Raw genomic sequence first — 19678 nt, 5'->3', positions numbered from 1 at the left:
CTGGGGGTACCTCCCAGGCCTTCAAGGTACTGGGGAAGGCACGACTGCCCGCGGTGAGCGGAAGCGACGGAAGCGGCGGACGCGACGGCGGCCCGCCGTGGGGTGCAGCGGGCCGCCGTCGATGGAGTGGTGCCGGAACGAAGGACCCGCGGTCCCACCACTCCAGCCGGGTCACAGCTTGCGGGCCACCGCGCCGTAGCCCGGGACGACGCCGTCGTCCTGGCCCGGGATCGGATCGCCCAGCTCCGGATGCCACTGGTGGGGGACCTGGACGCCGGGGTCGATCAGGTCCAGGCCGTCGAAGAAGCGGGTGAACTCCTCGCGGGAGCGGAGCGCCAGGGTGACGCCCGCCGCCTTGAGCTTGTCCGTGGCCGCCTTCGACTCCTCCGGGGTGAAGTCGGACGTCGCGTGGGTGACGACCAGGTAGCTGCCCGAGGGCAGCGCGCCCAGCAGCCGTCCGACCAGCTCGTGCGCCCCGTCCTCGTCGGAGACGAAGTGCAGCAGCGCGATGAGCGACAGCGCGATCGGCTCGTCGAAGTCGAGGATCTTCCGCGCGCCCTCCAGGATGGTGTCCGGTTCGCGCACATCGGCCTGGAGGTACTCGGTCACCCCCTCGTCCGTGCCGCGCAGCAGGGCCGCCGCGTGGGCGAGCACGATGGGGTCGTTGTCGCAGTACACGACGCGGGCGTCGGGCACGATCTCCTGCGCCACCTGGTGCAGGTTGGGCTCGGTCGGGATGCCGGTGCCGACGTCGAGGAACTGCCGTACCCCCTGCCCGGCCAGCCAGCGCGTGGCCCGCTGCATGAACGCGCGGTTCACCCGCGCCATCACCGGCACCCGGGGGTCGAGGGCCAGCATCTGCTTGCCCATGGCCTCGTCGACCGGGTAGTTGTCCTTGCCTCCGAGGTACCAGTCGTACATCCGCGCGGGGTGCGGCCTGCTCGTGTCGATCTCCACGGGGTGCTGCCCGGTCATGAGGGACTCCATAAGTTTCTGCAACTGTTAGTGATCAAGTCGGTGCCAAGTTCAGAAGGAGGAAATAAAAAGGTGGAGCGGGCAACAGGGCTCAGGACAACAGGAAATCCGCCTCTCCCGCCTTCGCTCCCTCGATGAAGGCCGTCATCTCGGCGGAGGTGTAGATGAGCGCCGGCCCGTCCGGGTCGGTGGACTGGCGTACGGCGATCCGGCCGTCCTCGAGCTTCATCGCCTCCAGGCAGTTCCCTCCGTTGCCGCCGCTCCACGGCTTGTGCCAGCCCTCGCTGCCCAGTTCCCGCGCGGGCATGCCGTTGTAGATCCTTCCGGTGCGCGCCCGCGGGCGGGGCGGGGACTTCAGGGACTTCAGGGGCTTCATGAGTTCCATTCACAGCTCCTTGCGGAGATCCCGGAGGATCTCCTTCGTGCGATGTGCCGTAGCGGCCTGCGCCGCCATGCGGTCCATGACCTCGAGGTGGGTCGCCACCTCTTCGCGCGCGTCCAGGTAGACGGCGCCGGTCAGGTACTCGCTGTAGACCATGTCCGGCAGTTCGGGCATGGCGAATCGGAACAGCACGAACGGCCCGTACGTGCCGGGATGGGGCCCGCCAGCGAACGTCGCGATCTGCAGCGTCACATTGGACAGCTTCGTGGCCTCGAGCAACTTGTCGATCTGCGCACGCATCACCTCCGGGCCGCCGACCGGGCGGCGGAGCGCGGTCTCGTCCATCACGACCCACAACCGGGGCGCGTCCTCGCGGGTGAGCAGTTCCTGCCGTTGCATGCGCAGGTCGACGTGGCGCTCCATGTCCTCGGGCCGGGTCTGCCCGACGGCCCCGGAGCGCAGCACACCGCGCGCGTAGTCCTCGGTCTGGAGCAGGCCGGGGACGAAGTGGGGTTCGTAGCTGCGGATGAGGGAGGCCGCACCCTCCAGGCTGACGTACATCGAGAACCAGCCGGGCAGGATGTCGTGGAAGCGCTGCCACCAGCCGGGCCGGTTGGCGTCCTCCGCCAGCTGCACGAAGGCGTCGGCCTCCTCGTCGGAGACGCCGTACTCCTTCAGCAGGAGCTGGAGGTACGGGATCTTGAGCGCGACCTCCGCCATCTCCATGCGGCGGACGGTGGCGGGCGCGACACGGAGGACGCGGGCCGCTTCCTCACGCTTGAGCCCCGCGCGTTCCCGCAGGTCCAGCAGGCGCCGACCGAGGACGACCTGCCCCACCGTCGGCGCGGACCGGGGTTCGCTCACACTCCACCTCCCTCGAAACACGACTCGAACAAAAGCCGACAGCCCGGCGGCGCCACTCGAAGATCCGCCCGAAGACCCGTCCCACCCGAACTCGCATCCGGACAAATCTTCGGCAATCCCAACTGGCGCCGCGCGAGGTGCTGTTGCGAGCAGTGTGCCACGCCCGTCCAGACCGTCACACCGCACTCTGCATTTTTCAGAGTGACACTTGCCAAGTGTTCACGGCGGGGCGATAGTGGCAAGCGTGATTCCGTCCGCGCCCTTAGGAACAGACGCCGCCGCAGGGTCCATCGGCCTCGGCGCCGCCTCGGAAGCCGCCCCCTCGGGGTCCGCCGCCGAGCGCCGGTTCCGTTTCGAACTGGCCGCTCATCCGGGTTCCCCGGCTCAGGCCAGACGCCTGACGAGGGCACGGCTGACCGGCTGGTCGGTGTGCGAGGACACCTGCGACACAGCGGCTCTCGTCGTCTCCGAACTGGTCACCAACGCCATCGTGCACACGGCGAGCAGCCACGTGGTCTGCGAGCTGCACGACGGTGGCGAGCTGGTGCGCATAGCCGTGCGCGACGAAGGGTGCGCGCCGGGCCAGCCGCGGGCGAACACCCGGCAGCGGCCGGAGGACGAGCACGGGAGGGGACTGCTCCTCGTCGACGCCCTGTGTCACTCGTGGGGCGCGCACGAGAACGGCCCCGGACTGCTGGTCTGGGCCGACCTCCCCCGCACGGCGGACACCGGTGACACCGGGCACGGTCCCGCGGAGCCCACCGGCGACCTGGGCTGGGGCGCCCGTCCGAAGCCGGGCCCGCCCGGCACCCCGGACGACGACACCGGCAACGAACCGGACCAGTCCCACGGCCCGGCGGAGAAGCGGACCTCCAACCCGTCGCTCCCCCCGCACCAGCGCACCCCCCACTCCCGGGGCCGGGCGTGACGGGCATATCCGGCACCCGCGTGCTGAGCCTGGACTCACTGGTGCGGATCCAGCGCGGACGGCACGCCCCGGCCGCCACCCCCCGGAGGCTCCCCGTCCCCGACGGCATGACCGCGCCCATGGGCTGCGACGCCGTGGCGGTACCGGCACGCCTCGGCCCGCTGGTGATGCCCCGGCTGCCCCGCGTGGGCTGCGTGTACGCCGATGACGCGCACTGGTGGTGGCTGGTCCCGTCCGATTCCGACTACGCCCTGGAGTGGCCGGCCCCCGCCCACTACGCCACCGGCGCGGTCCTCCCCGGTTCCTCGGGCGCTCCCGGCGCCCCGGACCTGCCCGGTCTGATCCACCGTCCCGACGGCACGCTCCCCTACACGCCGCCGATACCCCTCTATCTCGCCCTGTGCCGCCTGACGGGCACGACCCCCACCTGGTCACGCCCCGTCACCGCGTAGCCACACACCCCCGGGAGACCCCCGGCCCCGCTACGCCACGACGTCACCGCTCCCGCCGTCCCCCCGGACGATCACCAGGAACATGTCGGTCGCGAGGTCCATGACAACCTCGGCGGGCAGACCCTCCAGGCGGCGCGCGTGGGCGAACTCCTCCGCCGGCCATGAGCCACGCGGTCCACCTGCGGGAAAGCGTTCGAGCACCGTTCGCCCGTTCACCCTGCCACCTCCATGCTGCGTTGTACTCGTATGAGTTAAACGCCAACCATGGGGTGAACGCCTCGCTCGGTGACGGTACTGAGACGTAGTTGACACCCGTTCACCGCCAAGTGTGACCGGACTCTCGGCCGATCGCACCAAACGGCTACTTTCCGTGCCGGTCGCCGTACCGGCCGTGCCGACCGCCGCACCGGTCGTGTCAGGTGTCATACCTGCCGTGTCAGGTGTCGTACTCCTGGATCCGCCGCCCGTGGCTCCGGTCGACCAGCGCGGGCAGCCGCTCCCCCAGCTCCCGCACCACCTCGGGCACGTCGATCGTGAGCAGTTCCCGGTCCCGCATGAGGATCCGGCCGTCCACGACCGTCGTGCGGACGTCGGCGGCGCGGGCGCTGTGCACCAGGGTCGCGGCGAGGTCGTGCACGGGCTGGGTGTGCGGGCCGGTGAGGTCGACGAGGACGAGGTCGGCGCGGCGGCCCGGCGCGATGCTCCCGACGCTCTCGCCGAGGCCGACCGCGCGGGCGCTCTGCAGGGTGGCGTGGTGGAGGGCCTGCCGGGAGGTCAGCCACCGGGGGTCGCCCTCGGTGGACTTCTGGATCAGGGAGGTGAGCGCCATCGACTCCCACACGTCGAGCGAGTTGTTGGAGGCGGCGCCGTCGGTGGCGAGTCCGACCGGGACGCCGATGTCGCGCAGGGCGCGTACGGGTGTGGTGCGGGGCCAGGCGAACTTGAGGTAGCCGCGGGGCGCGGTGGCCACGGCCGTACGGCCGGCCGCGCGCTCCAGCAGGGGCAGGTCGCCGTCGACGATGCCGGTGCCGTGGGCGATGAGCACGTCGGTGTCGAGGACGCCGGTGCGGTGCAGGACCTCGACGGGGGTGACGCCGTGGCGGGCGAGGCTGACCTCGGTCTGGTCGCTGTTCTCGGCGGCGTGCAGGTGCACGGGCAGGCCGTGCTCGTGCGCCAGCCGCGCGGTGGCGGCGAGGTCGGTGTCGTCGACGGTGTAGGGGGCGTGCGGGGCGAGGGCGGTGGTGATGCGGCCGTCGGCGGCCCCCCGGTGCCGCAGCGCGAACGCCAGCGACCGCTCCCGCCCCTCGGCCCCCTGCGAGGAGAAGTACGTCTCTCCCAGCAGCGCCCGCATCCCGCACCCGGCGACCACGGCGGCGACCGCGTCCATGGCGAAGTAGTGGTCGGCGAAGCAGGTGACGCCGCCGCGGATCATCTCGGCGCAGGCGAGCAGCGCGCCCAGTTCGACGTCCCGCCCGGTGAGGTTGGACTCGACCGGCCAGATGACGTCGTTGAACCACTCCCCGGTCGGCAGGTCCTCGGCGAGGCCGCGCAGGGCGGCCATCGGGGCGTGGGTGTGGCAGTTGATCAGTCCGGGCAGGGCGACCTGCCCCCGCGCGTCGATCCGCTCGCGGGCCGCCCGCCCCTCGGCCGCCTCCGCGCTCGTCACCTCCGCCACGGTCCCGTCGCGCACGACGACGGCCGCGTCCTGCGTGAATCCGATCCGTTCCCGGTCGTCGTGCGTGAGGACGGTGCATCCGGTGATGACGAGGTCGGCCGGGCTCTCCGTGGCAGCGGGCGTCATCCCGTCAACGTACGACGCGGTCGTGGTCCGGTGTGAGCCGAACCGCGACATCCCCCCGGCTTCCCAGGCGGTCCGCGAGCTCGGTCAGCCGCCGGACGTGCCGGGGGTCGAGGCGGCCGGTGTCGTCGAGGTGGACGGCGCCGGCGGTGACGGTGTCGACGAGGAGTTCGAGGGTGGCGGCGGTCTCGTCGGTGCCGTCGGCGTGCCGGGCGAGCGGGGGGAGCTCGGCGGAGGCGAGGGCGATGGCGGCGCGGGCCTCGGCGAGGGTGCGGTAGGCCTCGCGGCGCAGCGCCCAGCGGCCGGCGCGGTCGTCGGACTCGCCGAGCACGTGGTCGAGGTACGCCTGGGCGGCGCCGGCCGCTTCGGTGAGCCGGGCGCGGATGGCGTCGCCGCGCCGTCCCGGCGTCGGGAGGTGTCCTACGAGGAGTACGACGGCGCAGGCCAGCAGGGTCTCGGCGATGCGGCCGAGGGAGGCCTGGGGTTCGCCGCCGGCCATCACCAGGGCGAGGACGAGCACGGTGACGACGGCGGTCTGCGCGGCGAAGTGCCGGGCGGCGACGGGGATCAGCGCGCCGCTGACCGCGACCAGCGCGACGAGTCCCTCCGGGCGGGGCAGCACGGCGGCGAACCCGGCGAACAGGAGCGCCCCGAGGAGGGTTCCGGCGGCCCGGGACAGGACGCGGGAGGCGAGCGGTCCGAGGTCGGGTTTGACGAGGAAGACGGCGGTGGCGGGCAGCCAGTACCAGTGCTCGTGCGGCCCGTACCAGCGGGTGTGGTGGAGGGCCTGGGCGAGGGCGGCGCTCACCCCGAAGCAGAGGGCGACCCGCAGCCCGTACTCCCGGCCCCGGGCGCCGAGGACGGTCCGCACCCCGGCGGTCCGGGAGCGCCTGCGGCTGTGCAGGTCGCCGCCGTCGCCCCGGTCGAAGGCCTCGGCGGCGCGCAGCAGGGCGTCGTCGAGGGCGCGCAGGGCGGGGACGGTGCGGGAGGGGGCGGGCAGCGGGCCGGTGGGAGTGCTGCCCCGTACGGCTGCGGCGAGGCGGCGGGGTCCTTCGGACGCGCGGGCCGGTACGGGCTCCCCGGCCCAGGCCAGCGCGGTGGCGGCCTCGGCGAGCGGGAGGGCTGCGGCGTACCGGGCGTGCAGCCGGCGTTCGGCGGCGGAGGAGGCGTACCGCCGCAGCCGGGGTCCGGCGAGCGCGTCCTGCGCGTGGTCGAGCGCGGCGGTGAGCGCGGCCCGCCGCGCGGTGGCGGTGTCCGTCCCGGCGGCGTCGAGCAGGTCGGCGATGGCGGCGTACACCCCGGCGACGGCGTTCCGCTCCCCGTCGAACCGGAAGCCCCCGGCGAGCGAGCCGGGCGTGGGCAGCGCGAGCCGCAGCAGGAGCAGCCACCCCGCGCCGGCGAGGAAGGCGAGCGCCCGCTGCCAGCCCGGTTCGGGCAGCGGCATCCCGGCGCCGACGGCGGCGCCGACCAGCAGTTGCGTACCGACGGAGGACCCGACGGGCCCCAGCGCGCTGACGGCGCCGGCGACGAGACCGAGCCCGGTCAGCAGCAGGGTCAGCAGGACGGCGGAGACGTGGTCCCCGGCGTACGTCCCCACGACCAGCCCGGTCGCCCCCGCGAGCGCGGGCCCGCCGATGCGTCCGACGGAGGCGCGACGGCTGCCCGGGCGATCGTTGATACCGGCGAACATGGCACCGATGGCGGCGACGACCCCGAGCGTGGGCCGCCCGGCGAGGACGGCGGCGAGCAGCAGCGGCCCGCCGCCCAGCGCGCCGCGCACGACGGCGCTCCACGGGACCGGTCCGCGCTGGGCGCGCAGGGCATGGGCCAGCCACGGGGGTACGGCACGGGCGGGGCGGGTCACGGAGCTCCAGTCGTCGCGTCGGAAACGGGGCGGGCTCACGGGCGACGGTGACCGGGCGGGAGGAAAGGTGCCCTCCACGGTAATCGGTGGGGTGGAAGGGGAGCGAACGGTCACGTTTCCGTGATGTGACGATGCGGGCGGAAGCGGGACGGCGGGCCGGGCCGGGGCCTGCTCCTGGTGGACACCCCAGCCGTCCACCAGGAGCAGGCCCCGCCCCACCGGCCCCGGAAGGACCGTACGGGCGAAGTGCGCGCCACCCCCGGGACCGGCCCCGCCCACCTCACGCCCATGGCGGACGCCAGACCCCGCCCCCACGCTCCAGCAGGTCCCGGCCAGTCCAGAGGCGTGAAGAACGCCCCCACGAACAGGATCACGGAGCCCACCGCCCCGCCGATCAGGCCCGCACCGCCGGCCTGCTGCTCCGCTTCCCCGTCCGGCAGGACGACGGCCGCCCTCACCACGAGCACCCCGGCCGCCCCGTACACCAGCACGCCCATGAACAGCGTGATGACGGTGAACGGCACCGTGTGGAAGAGGGTCGTGTCCCTCGCATGGGCGGCCCGGTCGGTCGTGACGGTGAGCATCGGGATCCACGTCGGGAGCGCGCAGAGCGCCCACACCAGCCCGATCCTCGGCCAGCGGGCGAACCGGGCATGCCCCACGGCCACAAGGGCAGGCGCGGCATCGGACGGGCCGGGGTTCCTCCCGCCCGGGGCTGCCGCGTCCACTGCCCCTCGACGACCCGGGCGGCGCCCCGCCCGCTCTCCCACCCGGCGGCCTCCTCACCGAGCAGCCGCAGTTCCTCGCGCACCGCGCCGATCTCGGTCTCCGCCCGTTCCAGGAGTTCGGAGAACTCCTCCGAGTCCCGTCGGTCCCGTGCCAGGCCGACGGGGCCGGGGGAAGGGGAGGCGTCCGGGTCCTGTTCGGCGTCCTCGCGTCGGCGGGCCGGCTCCCGCTGCGCCTCGGCCAGCGGCGCCAGACGGTCACCACCCCGCCCCGCGTCTGCTGCCAGCCCTCGGCGACGAGCAGTCCCACCAGGGACGTGCCCGCGGTACCGGCCAGTGTGAGCAGATAGGGGTCCATCACAGCCCCCGAACTTCCGCGACGACTCCCCCACCGTAACCCGATCCTCGCTGTGAGTGACGCCGTCGGCGTCCGCGGTCCGCGCGATGACCGGCCGCACCTGAGAGCCCGGCAACCTTTCCGGCGGCTGTGACGACCACCGGGTCGGAAGCGTGTGTTCTCCCGTACCGCGTAAGGACTCATCCGTGGCATCCCCCTCCCACCGCCGCCCCCGTCGCGATCGGCGCGGCGTCCTGGTCCCGGCCGTCGCCGTGGCCGCCGTCGGGCTCCTCGTGTCGCTGGTCGTCGCCCTCATCCCCGACGGCGGGTCCGACACCGTGCGGGCCACGGCCCCGGCCGCGTCCGCCACCGGTGTCGACACCACCTCCCGGCCGAGCGTCCCGCCCACGGCGACCGGGCGGACACCGAAAGCCAGGCCGTCCACCGCGTCCCCGGCCGCCCCGAAGCCCTCCGCGACGACCGCGTCGGCCCGGCCGTCGCGCGGCGGCACCCCCACGGCCGCCCCGCGCCCGGCTTCCGGCGGTGCACCACTGGCGGGGCGGATCAAGCCCGGGACCACCTACAGCGGAGTGGCCACCCACTACGACGCCGGGGACGGCGACGGCGCCTGCCTGTACGGTCCGAGCCCTGACCTCATGATCGCGGCGATGAACACCGCGGACTACGAGACGTCCAGGGCGTGCGGGGCGTACGTCCTGGTCCGCGCGGCCGGCGGCGCCTCCGTGACGGTCCGGATCACCAACGAGTGCCCCGCGCCCTGCGCCCCCGGGCAGCTCGACCTGAGCAGGGAGGCCTTCGCGAAGCTCGCCGGTCTCTCCGCCGGGAGGATCCCGGTCACGTGGAGCCTGCTCAGCCCCGGCACGTCCGACACCGTCTCGATCCGCTACAAGACCGGCTCCAGCAGCCACTGGTGCGGCATCCAGGCGATCGGCCACCGCAACCCGCTGGCCCGGCTGGAGGTCGGCACCGGCTCCGGGTGGCAGCGGCTGACCCGTACCGAGTACAACTACTTCCTCTCCCCCGACGGCACCGGGTGCGGCGGCGCCCTGAGGCTCACCGACGTCTACGGGGAGCAGCTGACCGTCGACGGCATCGCCGTACGCCCGGACGCCGTACAGCCGACCCGCGTCCAGTTCGCACGGCGCTGACACGGGTGCCTCTCCCCCTCGTCCCGGCACCGCGTCAGCCGGTCCGCCCGGCCCGCTCCGGCAGCAGCCCGGGGAGCAGCCGGGCGAACCGCGGTGAGGGCGCGACGCCCAGTTCCTCCTCCAGCATTCGGCAGAACGCCTGGTAGTGGCGCACAGCCTCGCTGACGTTGCCCTCCGCCAGGTGCGCCGACACGACGGCCCGGTGGGCGCTCTCCCGCAAGGGCTCCGCGCGGACGCTCGCCCACGCGGCCTCCATCGCCAGAGCGGGTCTGCCCTGCCGGGTCAGGGTCTCCGCCAGCGCGTCGAGCGCGTGCAGCCGCAGTTGCCGCAGGTGTTCGCGCTCCAGCAGGACCCAGTCCTCGTCCCAGCCGGGCAGCAGGTCCTCGCCGGTGAGGGCTTCCAGGGGCGGCGGGGCGTGGCGCGGTGGGCCACGATCCCCCACGACGCCGAGCGCCGTCCGTGTGAGGGCGTCGACGTCCACGCGCAGGGCCGGGCTGACCAGCAGGGTGTCTCCGCGGCACCCGATCAGGGGCGGCTCCCCGCGCGGCAGCTTCCACAGGGTGGTGCGCAGACTGCCCCGGGCGTGCTCCTCGGTGGCATCGGGCCACAGCGTGCCGGCGAGGACCGTGCGGGACACCCGTCCCCGCAGTCCCATGAAGGCCAGGAGCCGCTGGCCGTTGTGGCACAGTTCGACGGTCTCGGTACCCAGTTCCAGCCGGAACTGGCCGAGCAACCGCAACTGGAGAGGCGGGGAAACCGGCCTCATCGCCTCGCTCACCGTGTCCCGCGCGACCGCCTCCGGGGCCGTCCGACCTCGCCACCGGCGCGTCGCCGCTCGTGGTCCGCCTGGTGCGGATCCGGGATGCCACATCCTCACGAGGAGGGGTCGTCACCAGTCTCGGCCCCCCGCCCGTGCCGTGCAAACGGATCGATGACGCCGCGCTGACGGCGGTTCCGTAGCTTCGGACACGGCTCGGAAGAGTCCTGTCCCCCCATCGCCGGCACCATCAACAGGCCAGGAGGCGGATCATGGCCACGGCGGAACTCGCTTCCCGACGAGAGTCGGACTATCTGTCGCAACTGACGATGGCCGCGACACGCTATGAGAACCGGACCGAACGGCGGGAACGGAACCGGGCGGTCCTCGAGACGCGTGGACCGCTGTACGCGGACACCCCCGAGCGGGTCGAGAAGCGGCTGGCACGTCTCGGCACCGACTGGGCCATGGCCCGGGCGATCGAGCGGACGCCGACGGAACCCGCCAGCAGCGCGGGGAGCACCCTGCGGTTGCCGCCGGAGACCGTCACCAGCGAGGTGCTGGGGCTGGAGCGCCTCATCGGGCGCAACAACCTCGCCCCCATCGCGTTCCTGGAGGAGGGCGTACGGGTCTCCCGCTCGGTCGGCCGGATCACCATCAGCGGACCGGGCGGCGGGCACGGCACCGGCTTCATGGTGTCCCCCTCCCTGCTGCTCACCAACAACCACGTGCTGCCCAGCGCGCAGGAGGCCAACCGCAGCAAGGTCGCGTTCGCGTTCCAGGACGGCGTCGACGGCGGCCCCCTCGTACCGGCCGTCTTCCAGCTGGAGCCGCTCCGGTTCTTCGTCACCGACCGGGCGCTGGACTTCAGCCTCGTCGCGGTGGCCCCGCGCGGCGCGCAGGGCGAGGCGCTGGCGTCGTTCGGCCGGCTGGTCCTCAGCGAGGCGCAGGGAAAGGTCGTCATCGGGGAGTACGTCAACATCATCCAGCACCCCAGGGGCGAACCCAAGCAGATCGCGCTGCGCGAGAACCAGGTCATCGACCTGCTGGACCGGTTCCTGCACTACGAGTCCGACACCCGTGAGGGTTCCTCGGGTTCCGCGGTCTTCAACGACCAGTGGGAGGTCGTCGCACTGCACCACTCGGCCGTTCCGAAGACGGACGCCGAGGGCCGGCCCCTGAGCGTCGACGGCACGGTGTGGCGGCCGGAGATGGGCGAGCAGCAGCTGGCGTGGCGGGCCAACGAGGGGGTGCGCATCAGCCGCGTGCTGGGGGCCCTGCACGCGATGCCCCTGACCGGTGAGGCGGCCCGGCTGCGGGACGAGGTGTTCACCACCGGGCTCGCCCCGTCCCCCGGGGAGAGCGCGCCGCCGATGCCTTCCCCCCTCGGCACGTCCGCCCTGCCGGGGACCGACGGTTCGCAGGCGCAGGCGCAGGCACAGGCGGCCGACGGCGTCGCCCAGTTCACCGTCCCGCTGCGGATCACCCTCGGCCTCGGTCTCGGCACGCCCTTGTCCTCGCCGGTCACCCTCGTCACCTCGCCGGCCACGCCGACGCCGACGGCCGTGCCTCAACCACCCCCGGCCGGGCGGCCGGACATCGTGTCGGCGGTCGAGAAGGACGTCGACGCGGCCCTGACCAGCCACCGGCTCGCGCAGCAGGGCCCCTACTACGACCGGACCGCGGACCTCGCCGCACGCGACGCGTACTACGCGGACGTCGACACCGGCAGCGGCGGCGCGCTGCGCCGCGCGCTGACCGGGCTGCTGACCGACACCCATGGACCCCGGCCCCGGTACAAGCCGATGAGCATGGTCTATCCGTGGGTCGACCTGCACAAGGACGGCCGGCTGCGCAGCATCTACTCGGGCAAGGACTTCTCCGCCGAGGAGCTCATACGGGCCGACGCGGCCGTGGCGGAGGCCCGGCTGGCCCGCGTGCAGGAACTCCTGTTGCGGGAGAGCACGGCGGGACCGGCCGAGTTCGAGGCGGAGTTCGACGCCCTGGAGGCGTCCATGCCGTTCAACTGCGAGCACGTGGTGCCGCAGTCGTGGTTCGCCAGGAAGGAGCCGATGCGGGGCGACCTGCACCACCTGTTCGCGTGCGAGGTCGGCTGCAACAGCTTCCGCGGCAACTTCGCGTACTTCGACTTCCCCGACTTCGACGAAGTGGTCCGGGAGGACTGCGGGATGCGCGAGGACGTGGGGTTCGAGCCCGAGGAGGGCAGGGGCGCGGTCGCCCGTGCCACGCTGTACTTCCTGCTCCGCTATCCGGGCCAGGTCGGCGACGCGGCGCGCGAGTTCCCCGCGGAACGGCTGCCCGTCCTGCTGAAGTGGCACGAGGACGAGGCGGTCAGCGAGTACGAACTGCACCGCAACGCGGCCATCGCGGCGATCCAGGGCAACCGGAATCCGCTGATAGACCATCCCGAGTGGGCTCGCGCGATCGACTTCACCGGCGTCTGGCCCTGAACTCCCGCCGGTCCTGCTGGTCCTGCTGGTCCGGCTGGTCCGACGGAAATACGGGTGCGCCCGAGCGACGGGATCCGCATGATCGGTGGGTTGCCCGCAGCCCATGGATCGGAGTCCGCGTGATGACCGGTGACCGAGCGGTGCGTGTGCGGCGGGCCCTGCCCGCCGACGCCGGTACCGCGGCCGACGTCTGGCTGCGCTCCTTCGCCGCCGCCCTGCCGGGCGTGGTCCGGCCCCGGTCCGACGACGAGGTGCACGGCTACTTCCGTCACGTCCTCGTGCCCCTGCGCGAGACGTGGGTGGCGGAGGCGGCGGGCGGGGAGGTCGTCGGCGTGATGGTGCTGGACGGCGAGGAGCTGGCACAGCTCTACCTCGCCCCCGAGTGGCGCGGGCGCGGGATCGGTGACCGGTTCGTCGCGCTGGCCAAGGAGCGCAGCCCCGAAGGGCTCTCCCTGTGGACCTTCCAGGTCAACAGGTCCGCGCACCGCTTCTACGAGCGGCACGGTTTCGCGCCCGTGGAGTGGACGGACGGGTCCGGGAACGAGGAGCGGGAGCCGGACGTCCGGTACGTGTGGCGGCCGTAGGCACCGTCCGGTTCAGGTGGTCCCGGGGCCCGGTCCGGGCGGGTTCCACGGCCTGCTCCCGCCTCCGCCGGTTCGGGCTCGACGCTGTCCGGGTCGCGGTGGTGGACATCGGCCCGGCGCCCGTCGATGGTCAGCCGGGGCGAGCGATATACGGGTGCGGTGGCTCGGTGTGTCGTGCAGGATCGGGAGTTGTCCGTCCTCCCCGTAGATCGGAGTCCGCGTGATCCGGCGCGTCACCGTCCCCGCTCTCTTCCCGCCGCCCGCCTACTCCCACGCCTCCGTCGTCGAGGCGGGCACGAGGCTGGCGTTCCTCGCCGGGGCGGTCCCGTTGGACGCCGACGGGAAGCTGGTCGGCGAGGGGGATCCGGTGCGGCAGGCCCGGCAGGTGATCGCCAATCTGGAGGAGCAGTTGCGGGCGGTGGGCTCCGGCTCGGATCACGTCGTCGCGACGGATGTGTACGTCGTGAGCGGTGAGCCCGCGGTGCTGTCCGCCGTGTGGGACGTGGTCGAGGCGTCCGGGCTGAGCGCGGGGCCCCACTCGTCGACCCTGCTCGGTGTGGCCTGCCTCGGGTACACCGGGCAGCTCGTGGAGATCACGGCCACGGCGGTCGTGCCGGACGCCGACGCGGGCTCCTGAGGAGCGTGGCCGGGCGCTGGTCACCGCTGCTCCCCTCGTAGGCACGCCAGTGCCCCGTGACCCGGATCAGCGGTCACGGGGCACTGCGGTGCTCTGCGCCCTATGCGGTGTGCCGGGCGGCGAACCCGATGAACTCCGCCCACGCCTCCGGCGCGAGGCTGACCATCGGGCCCGCCTCGTCCTTCGAGTCGCGCACGTGCAGAACGCCGCTCCCCGAAGCCACCTCGACGCACTGGCCGCCATCGCCAGCGCTGTAACTGCTTTTGAACCACGCCAAGTCATCGACGTGGGGCCTGGCCTTGTCCCCGCTCATCTCTCTCCCAGCAACTTCTCGATCAACGCAAGCGAGTCTGTCGGAGTGAGGGCCTGCGCGCGAAGGATCCCGTACGTGCGCTCAAGACCTCGTACCTTCTGACGCTCCGTGTGGACACGGCTGTCACCTTGGACCTCCGTGTAGGCGATCCTCCGCTCATCCCTGGTCTCCATCAAGGTGAACGGGCCGGCCAGTCCCGCGTGTTCCTGGCGAGAGAGCGGCATCACCTGAATCACCACATTGCGCTTCTCCGCGATCAGCATGAGATGCTCCAGTTGCCCCCGCCAGACTGCCTTGCCTCCGATCGGGCGGAGCAGGACACTCTCCTCGATCACGAAGCCGAGGTGCGGCGTGGGACGCTTGGTGAAGATCTCCTGCCGTGCCAGTCGCGCGGCAACACGCTCCTCGATGATCGCCTCGTCCAAGAGCGGCTGCCACATGGCGAACACCGCTCGCGCGTACTCCTCCGTCTGGAGCAGCCCGTTGACCAGGTGGGTGTCGTACAGGTGGATTTCAACCGCCTCGCCCTCCAACCTGGCCGCATCCCGGAAGAACGCCGGATACTGAGCCCTCGCCACCTCCTCCTTCCCCGCCTTCAACAACCCGCCCGCGTCGAGCAGTTCATCCGCGCTGTCGATGAACCTGGGCGGCGGGATCCGCCTCCCCTGCTCGAAGCTGGCGATGGTCGACGCGGAGTACCCCACCCTGCTCCCCAGCGTCGCCCGGTCCAGCCCCGCCCGTTCCCTGCACAGCTTCAACTGCCGCCCGAAGACGTGCAGGATGCCCGCGCCCCCCTCCTGCTCCTGCCCGTCCACCTGCTGCCGCTGTTCCTCCACGCCCGGCACCTCCCGTACGTACTCACCGCCGAACACCCCGCACAGACATCGCGTACGCGACCAACCCGCCCCGCCAAGCCCCCGTCACGGTCCACCCCGTGTACAAGGCCCACGACATCGGCGTACAGCCACCGCCGGTCAGCGCGTCCCGCCTGTTCAACGCTACGCACAGTTCGCCACCGTTACCCCATGAAGTCAGCGACTCCCCCGCAAAGGCGTACGCCCCACCCCGTCCGCACGTTCGCGATGCGGTTCACCTCGACCCCGCGCGGTGCCCGTCTCGCCCGCCGGCTGGTCTCGCACCGCCTGGACGCGTGGGGCCACCCGTACGCCTCACCGGCGAACGAGACGCTCACGCTGATCGCCGCCGAGCTCACCGCGAACGCGGTCCGGCACGGACACGTACCGGGCCGCGACTTCCACCTGAGCCTCACCGAGAGCGAGGACGGCACGCTGCGCATCGAGGTGTCGGACACCCGCACGGAGCGACGACCGGTCGCCGGGACACCGGCCCCGGACGGCGAGTCGGGCCGGGGCCTGCTCCTGGTCGACGCGCTCGCCGACGACTGGGGCGTCCTGCCCCGCCCCACGGGCCCCGGCAAGACCGTATGGGCGGAGTCGGCATCACCACCGGGACCGCCCGCGCCCGCCTCGGCCCCGCGCCGGGCGCGAGAGCCCGCCTTCACGCTCCGGCCGGACCAGGCCGGTCGAGGAGCGTGAAGGCGTGTCCGCCTCGGCCGATGCGGGCGGCGACCGCCACTCCCGACCCGGACGCCACACAGGTGGTTCGAGGTCCGCGTCCGGCGTCTCAGCAGCGGTGCCGGCGCACCGTACGCCTGTCGGCCACGCCGTCCGTCCGGTCTGAGCCGCCCCCTGCGGACGAACGGACGGCGGCAGGGGCGCTTTTCACACGGCGCGCAGGCCCCGGTCGGCGAAGGCGATCAGCCATTCGAAGCTCTCGTCGATGTCGGTGCTCCACTTGAAGCCGCCCGCCGCTTCCAGCGTGGCAAAGCCGTGGCAGAGGCTGCGGAACATGCGCAGGGCGTGGTTCACGTCGCGCTCCTCGATCTCGTAGCCGCGCAGAACGGCCCGGAACACGTCGAACAGCCGCCGGCCGGCGAGGGCCATCGGATCGTCGGGGCCGTTGGGTTCCATGCCGGTCGTCGCGGCGTAGCGGCCCGGGTGGGCGATCACGAAGGTGCGGAAGGCGCGCAGCGCGGCGGCCAGGGCGTCGCGGCCCGCCAGGCCCTGGACGGCGGCGCCGACGGCGTCGGCGGCCTGGGCCGTGGCCAGCGCCGCGATGCGCCGCACGAGGTCCTCCTGACCGCCCACGTGCTTGTACAGGGACGGGGTGCGCACGCCGAGGCGCTCGGCCAGCAGCCCCATCGTGAGGTGGGCCAGGCCCACTTCGTCGGCGAGGGCGGCACCGGCCGCGACCACGGTCGCGGGGTCGAGGCCGGCCCTAGGCACGGGCGGCGTCCGTGCGGAGGAAGGAGAGCGTCAGCGAAACCACCTGGTCAGGGTACTGGTCGTGCGGGTAGTGACCGGCGCCCTCGATCATTTCGAGGCGGCCGAGACCGGTGGGCAGCTCCTCGACGATCGCCGCGCCCTCGGCGTGCGGGTCGGCCCAGTCGGGGTCCTCCGTGCCCATCACGACCAGGACCGGGCAGCGCACGCCCGCGAGCTGCGCGCCGGCGTCGGCCGGGGTGGTGCGGCCCATGCCCTGCAGCGCCTTCATCCGGCCCGGCTCGCGCAGCACCGCCTCGACGCGGTCGAGCCGCTCGGCGAAGTCGGCCGGCTTCACGCCCGGGTAGGCCACGTCCAGGTAGGAGCGCCACAGCGGCACGCTGCCCAGTACGGTCGCGCCGAGCAGCCGCGTCATGCCCTGCCGCAGGCGCTTGCTGCGCAGGTCGCCCAGGCCGATGGACTGCTTGCGGGTGAAGGGGGCCAGCTCGATCACCGCGGTGACCAGCGAGGGCTCCCGCGCCGCGGCGATCGTGGCGGCGCCGCCGGAGATCGAGTGGCCGACGAGCACGGCCGGACCGCCCAGGTGGCGAATCACGGCGAGCAGGTCGCCGGCGATGGCGGCGCGGCTCCAGTCCGGCCAGTCGGTGCTGGACTCGCCGCAGCCGCGCAGGTCGACCGCGGCGACCCGGTAGCCCGCCGCCACCAGCTGCGGGACCACGGCGCGGTAGGCGGCGCGGTGGTCGCCCATGCCGTGCGCGAGCACGACCAGCGGGCCGGACCCCGTCACCTCGTAGGCGATCGTGCCACCGTCGACAGCGAGGTACTCGGTCATGACATCTCCCGGGGTTGGTCGACCCGGCGCTTAGCTAAGCGCGTTAGCTAAAAGCTAGTGTCGTTAGCCAACGCTGTCAACGGCGGAGGAGGCCCGTCTCCCGCTCCGCCTGAAAGGCTTTCGAGCCCGGCTCCGGCGACGACGCCTGACAGCGGGGCGGGCTGTGTCGGATGTGCGCCACACGGTTGTCCCGGACCACCACCGGGACCGGGTCCGGCAGGACCGAGTCGTTCCCGGTGCCGCTGCTCGCGTCGGAGGCCCCGTGCCGAGCGGTGACCGGGCGGTGGGTGCGCCTAGGGTTCCTCGGTGGCCGGGCCTTTTTCGGCCTCCCCCGCCCTCGCCCTGAGCACCGGGCCGATGAGCAGGTCGTACACGAGGGTCCCGAGGACCGCGCCGATGAGCGGGCCGACGATCGGGATCCACCAGTAGCCGCTGAACCAGCCGAACGACCCGGGCAGCGCGATCGCCCCCCAGCCTTCGAAGAAGGTGAACAGCCGGGGCCCGAAATCGCGCGCCGGGTTGATCGCGTATCCGGCGTTGGTGCCGAAGGCCATGCCGATGACGACGACCACCAGACCGATGAGGAACGGATGGAGGTTCGCCGCCGGAGCCGTGTTGCGGGTGTCGATGAGCGCGCAGATCAGCAGGAGCAGGATTCCCGTTCCGACGATCTGGTCGAGCAGGGGGCCCCACCAGGAATCCCCGAAGTATTCGGCGGGGAACGTGGCGAAGATGGAATAGGTGCCCAGCGATTCCTCCCGGGTGATTCCCTCCTTGGCGTTGGCCGCGTCGATCGCCCACCGGTAGCAGGCGTAGACGAGCGCGGCGGCGACGAAGGCGCCCAGGACCTGCGCGAGCCAGTAGGGCGGGACCTTCCGCCAGGGGAGGTCCCGCCGGACGGCGAAGGCCAGGGTCACCGCGGGATTGAGGTGGGCGCCGCTGACACCGCCGGCCACATGGACGCCGAACACGACGGCGAACCCCCACGCCCACGCGATGATGAGCCAGTTGGCGGGCCCGAATTCCACCGCCTGCCGGCCCGAACCGGGCAGTCCCACGACGGCCACGGCCACGGATCCGGTACCCAGCAGAATCAGGACGAACGTGCCCAGGAATTCGGCGAGCATGTCGCCGAGGACGCCTTCCCGATAGCCTCGTCGTTTCACGGTGCGTTCGGTCACCGGGCCTCCTCGGCTGGAATTCCGCGTCTCCCCTCCCTTGCCGGAAGCGTATGTCCGGCGTGCGGATCATGCCTGTGGGGAGCCGGATTTCCCTCCCATGGAGCAAAGGGGGGACGGTGTTCACCCGCCGCGGCGCGCGTACCGGTCCGTCGCCGCCACCAGTACGTCGTCGCCGACGTCACCCGCGTCGTGGCCGGCCTCGTCCACGATCGTCAACTCGCTGTCCGGCCAGGCGTGATGGAGGCGCCAGACGATGCCGAGGAGGTTGCCGAAGTCGAGGTTGCCCTGGACGAGGGTGCCGGGGATGCCCTTGAGGAGGTGGGCGTCGCGCAGGACGACTTCCTGGCCGTCGCCGAGGAAGTGGTCGTTGCCCCAGTAGTGGGTGACGGTACGGGCGAAGCCCCTGCGGAACACCGGATCCTGGAAGCGTGCGACCGAACCCGGGGGCGCGGGGATCGTCGCCGTCTCCCAGTCGGTCCAGGCCTTCGCGGCCCGTTCCCGGACCTGCGGGTCGGGCGATTCCAGCAGCCTGTTGTAGGCGGCGGCCAGGTTGCCGTCGCGCTCGTCGGCGGGCAGTGCGGCGAGGAAGCGTTCGTGGGCCTCGGGGAAGACGGTGCCCAATCCGCGGGTGAGGAGGCCGACTTCGGCGGTGGAGCCGGTCGCCACGCCGGTCAGCACCAGTTCGGAGACCACACCGGGGTGCGTCTGCGCGTACCGCAGGCCGAGGACCGATCCCCACGACACGCCCCACACCAGCCACCGCCCGATGTCGAGGTGCGTGCGCAGGCGCTCCAGGTCCGCCATGAGGTGGGCGGTCGTGTTGACGCTCATGTCGGTGGCGTGGTCGCTCGCGGGTGGTGTCGAACGGCCGGCGCCGCGCTGGTCGAGCAGCACGATGCGGTAGGCGGCGGGGTCGAAGTAGCGCCGGAGGTTCGGGCCGGCGCTGGAGCCCGGTCCGCCGTGCAGCACCACCGCGGGTTTGCCCCGCGGGTTGCCGCTGGTCTCCCAGTAGACGCGGTTGCCGTCACCGACGTCGAGCATGCCGTGGTCGTACGGTTCGATTTCCGGATACCTGGCCATCGGGACAACGTAACGCCGGAGGCGGG

21 protein-coding genes and 1 pseudogene are annotated in these 19678 nt (G+C 72.7%); 7 read left to right on the top strand and 15 right to left on the bottom strand.

All coding sequences use genetic code 11. The features are described 5' to 3' along the window. Positions 1-171 precede the first annotated feature (171 nt). The 3 genes from AB0A94_RS15030 to AB0A94_RS15020 form a co-directional block, all read right to left on the bottom strand. Complete coding sequence (locus tag AB0A94_RS15030) at positions 172-975, bottom strand: SAM-dependent methyltransferase (protein WP_361744218.1); 804 nt, start codon at positions 973-975, stop codon at positions 172-174. 91 nt (positions 976-1066) lie between these two features. Further along, positions 1067-1351: a DUF397 domain-containing protein gene (locus AB0A94_RS15025; protein ID WP_361744283.1), complete on the bottom strand. Its 285-nt coding sequence runs from the start codon at positions 1349-1351 to the stop codon at positions 1067-1069. Positions 1352-1360: 9 nt separating this feature from the next. Further along, entirely contained in the window at positions 1361-2221 is an 861-nt protein-coding gene (locus tag AB0A94_RS15020) for a helix-turn-helix transcriptional regulator (protein WP_361744215.1), read from the bottom strand. A 235-nt stretch (positions 2222-2456) separates the two neighbouring features. Between AB0A94_RS15020 and AB0A94_RS15015 the strand changes: the two genes are divergently transcribed. Beyond that, positions 2457-3149, top strand: coding sequence for an ATP-binding protein (locus tag AB0A94_RS15015; RefSeq protein ID WP_361744212.1), 693 nt, complete (start codon positions 2457-2459; stop codon positions 3147-3149). Next, positions 3146-3601, top strand: coding sequence for a hypothetical protein (locus AB0A94_RS15010; protein WP_361744209.1), 456 nt, complete (start codon positions 3146-3148; stop codon positions 3599-3601). Before AB0A94_RS15015 ends, AB0A94_RS15010 begins: the two co-directional genes overlap by 4 nt. A 30-nt stretch (positions 3602-3631) precedes the next feature. On the opposite strand, the gene AB0A94_RS15005 is transcribed toward AB0A94_RS15010, so the two are convergent. From AB0A94_RS15005 to AB0A94_RS14990, 4 genes are all read right to left on the bottom strand, one after another. Beyond that, positions 3632-3817: a hypothetical protein gene (locus AB0A94_RS15005; protein WP_361744207.1), complete on the bottom strand. Its 186-nt coding sequence runs from the start codon at positions 3815-3817 to the stop codon at positions 3632-3634. Between the two features lie 220 nt (positions 3818-4037). Next, the gene (locus tag AB0A94_RS15000; RefSeq protein ID WP_361744205.1) at positions 4038-5402 is read right to left on the bottom strand and encodes an amidohydrolase; all 1365 of its coding nucleotides are present in this window, start codon (positions 5400-5402) and stop codon (positions 4038-4040) included. Between the two features lie 4 nt (positions 5403-5406). Next, a complete protein-coding gene (locus AB0A94_RS14995; protein ID WP_361744202.1) occupies positions 5407-7263 on the bottom strand; it encodes an FUSC family protein in 1857 nt (618 codons plus the stop codon). 110 nt (positions 7264-7373) lie between these two features. Beyond that, positions 7374-7925 carry a hypothetical protein gene (locus AB0A94_RS14990; RefSeq protein WP_361744199.1) on the bottom strand — a complete coding sequence of 184 codons (552 nt, stop codon included), beginning with the start codon at positions 7923-7925 and terminating at the stop codon, positions 7374-7376. Positions 7926-8531: 606 nt separating this feature from the next. Here AB0A94_RS14990 and AB0A94_RS14985 point away from each other — a divergent pair. Next, a complete protein-coding gene (locus tag AB0A94_RS14985; RefSeq protein WP_361744196.1) occupies positions 8532-9494 on the top strand; it encodes an expansin EXLX1 family cellulose-binding protein in 963 nt (320 codons plus the stop codon). A 34-nt stretch (positions 9495-9528) separates the two neighbouring features. Here AB0A94_RS14985 and AB0A94_RS14980 read toward each other — a convergent pair whose 3' ends face one another. Continuing rightward, on the bottom strand, positions 9529-10260 hold the full coding sequence (locus AB0A94_RS14980) for a BTAD domain-containing putative transcriptional regulator (RefSeq protein ID WP_361744194.1): 732 nt from the start codon (positions 10258-10260) through the stop codon (positions 9529-9531). Positions 10261-10523: 263 nt separating this feature from the next. On the opposite strand from AB0A94_RS14980, the gene AB0A94_RS14975 reads away from it, so the two are divergent. Together AB0A94_RS14975 and AB0A94_RS14970 are read left to right on the top strand one after the other, a co-directional pair. Then, positions 10524-12722, top strand: a complete 2199-nt coding sequence (locus tag AB0A94_RS14975) for an endonuclease (RefSeq protein WP_361744191.1) — start codon at positions 10524-10526, stop codon at positions 12720-12722. A 122-nt stretch (positions 12723-12844) separates the two neighbouring features. Continuing rightward, on the top strand, positions 12845-13306 hold the full coding sequence (locus tag AB0A94_RS14970; protein WP_361744188.1) for a GNAT family N-acetyltransferase: 462 nt from the start codon (positions 12845-12847) through the stop codon (positions 13304-13306). 47 nt (positions 13307-13353) lie between these two features. Here the strand turns inward: AB0A94_RS14970 and AB0A94_RS14965 are convergent. Continuing rightward, positions 13354-13440: pseudogene (locus AB0A94_RS14965) on the bottom strand (nucleotidyltransferase domain-containing protein); the annotation flags it as partial. A gap of 86 nt (positions 13441-13526) precedes the next feature. Between AB0A94_RS14965 and AB0A94_RS14960 the strand changes: the two are divergent. Beyond that, positions 13527-13943, top strand: a complete 417-nt coding sequence (locus tag AB0A94_RS14960) for a RidA family protein (RefSeq protein WP_361744185.1) — start codon at positions 13527-13529, stop codon at positions 13941-13943. A gap of 100 nt (positions 13944-14043) precedes the next feature. Here AB0A94_RS14960 and AB0A94_RS14955 read toward each other — a convergent pair whose 3' ends face one another. Further along, complete coding sequence (locus tag AB0A94_RS14955; RefSeq protein ID WP_361744182.1) at positions 14044-14256, bottom strand: DUF397 domain-containing protein; 213 nt, start codon at positions 14254-14256, stop codon at positions 14044-14046. Further along, positions 14253-15092, bottom strand: a complete 840-nt coding sequence (locus AB0A94_RS14950) for a helix-turn-helix transcriptional regulator (protein WP_361744179.1) — start codon at positions 15090-15092, stop codon at positions 14253-14255. Before AB0A94_RS14950 ends, AB0A94_RS14955 begins: the two co-directional genes overlap by 4 nt. A 189-nt stretch (positions 15093-15281) precedes the next feature. Here AB0A94_RS14950 and AB0A94_RS14945 point away from each other — a divergent pair, with 189 nt between their 5' ends. Continuing rightward, complete coding sequence (locus tag AB0A94_RS14945; protein ID WP_361744176.1) at positions 15282-15812, top strand: ATP-binding protein; 531 nt, start codon at positions 15282-15284, stop codon at positions 15810-15812. 186 nt (positions 15813-15998) lie between these two features. On the opposite strand, the gene AB0A94_RS14940 is transcribed toward AB0A94_RS14945, so the two are convergent. The 4 genes from AB0A94_RS14940 to pip all read right to left on the bottom strand — a co-directional run bounded on the left by AB0A94_RS14940 (position 15999) and on the right by pip (position 19652). Then, the gene (locus AB0A94_RS14940) at positions 15999-16532 is read right to left on the bottom strand and encodes a WHG domain-containing protein (protein ID WP_361744280.1); all 534 of its coding nucleotides are present in this window, start codon (positions 16530-16532) and stop codon (positions 15999-16001) included. Between the two features lie 22 nt (positions 16533-16554). Continuing rightward, positions 16555-17391, bottom strand: a complete 837-nt coding sequence (locus tag AB0A94_RS14935; RefSeq protein WP_361744173.1) for an alpha/beta hydrolase — start codon at positions 17389-17391, stop codon at positions 16555-16557. 293 nt (positions 17392-17684) lie between these two features. Next, positions 17685-18518: an MIP family channel protein gene (locus tag AB0A94_RS14930; RefSeq protein WP_361744277.1), complete on the bottom strand. Its 834-nt coding sequence runs from the start codon at positions 18516-18518 to the stop codon at positions 17685-17687. Between the two features lie 174 nt (positions 18519-18692). Next, complete coding sequence (pip, locus tag AB0A94_RS14925) at positions 18693-19652, bottom strand: prolyl aminopeptidase (RefSeq protein WP_361744170.1); 960 nt, start codon at positions 19650-19652, stop codon at positions 18693-18695. Between the last annotated feature and the right edge of the window lie 26 nt (positions 19653-19678).

The sequence above is a fragment of the Streptomyces sp. NPDC044984 genome, assembly GCF_040646935.1.
Taxonomy (GTDB): Bacteria; Actinomycetota; Actinomycetes; order Streptomycetales; family Streptomycetaceae; genus Streptomyces.
This window is presented reverse-complemented; position numbering and strand designations above follow the sequence as displayed.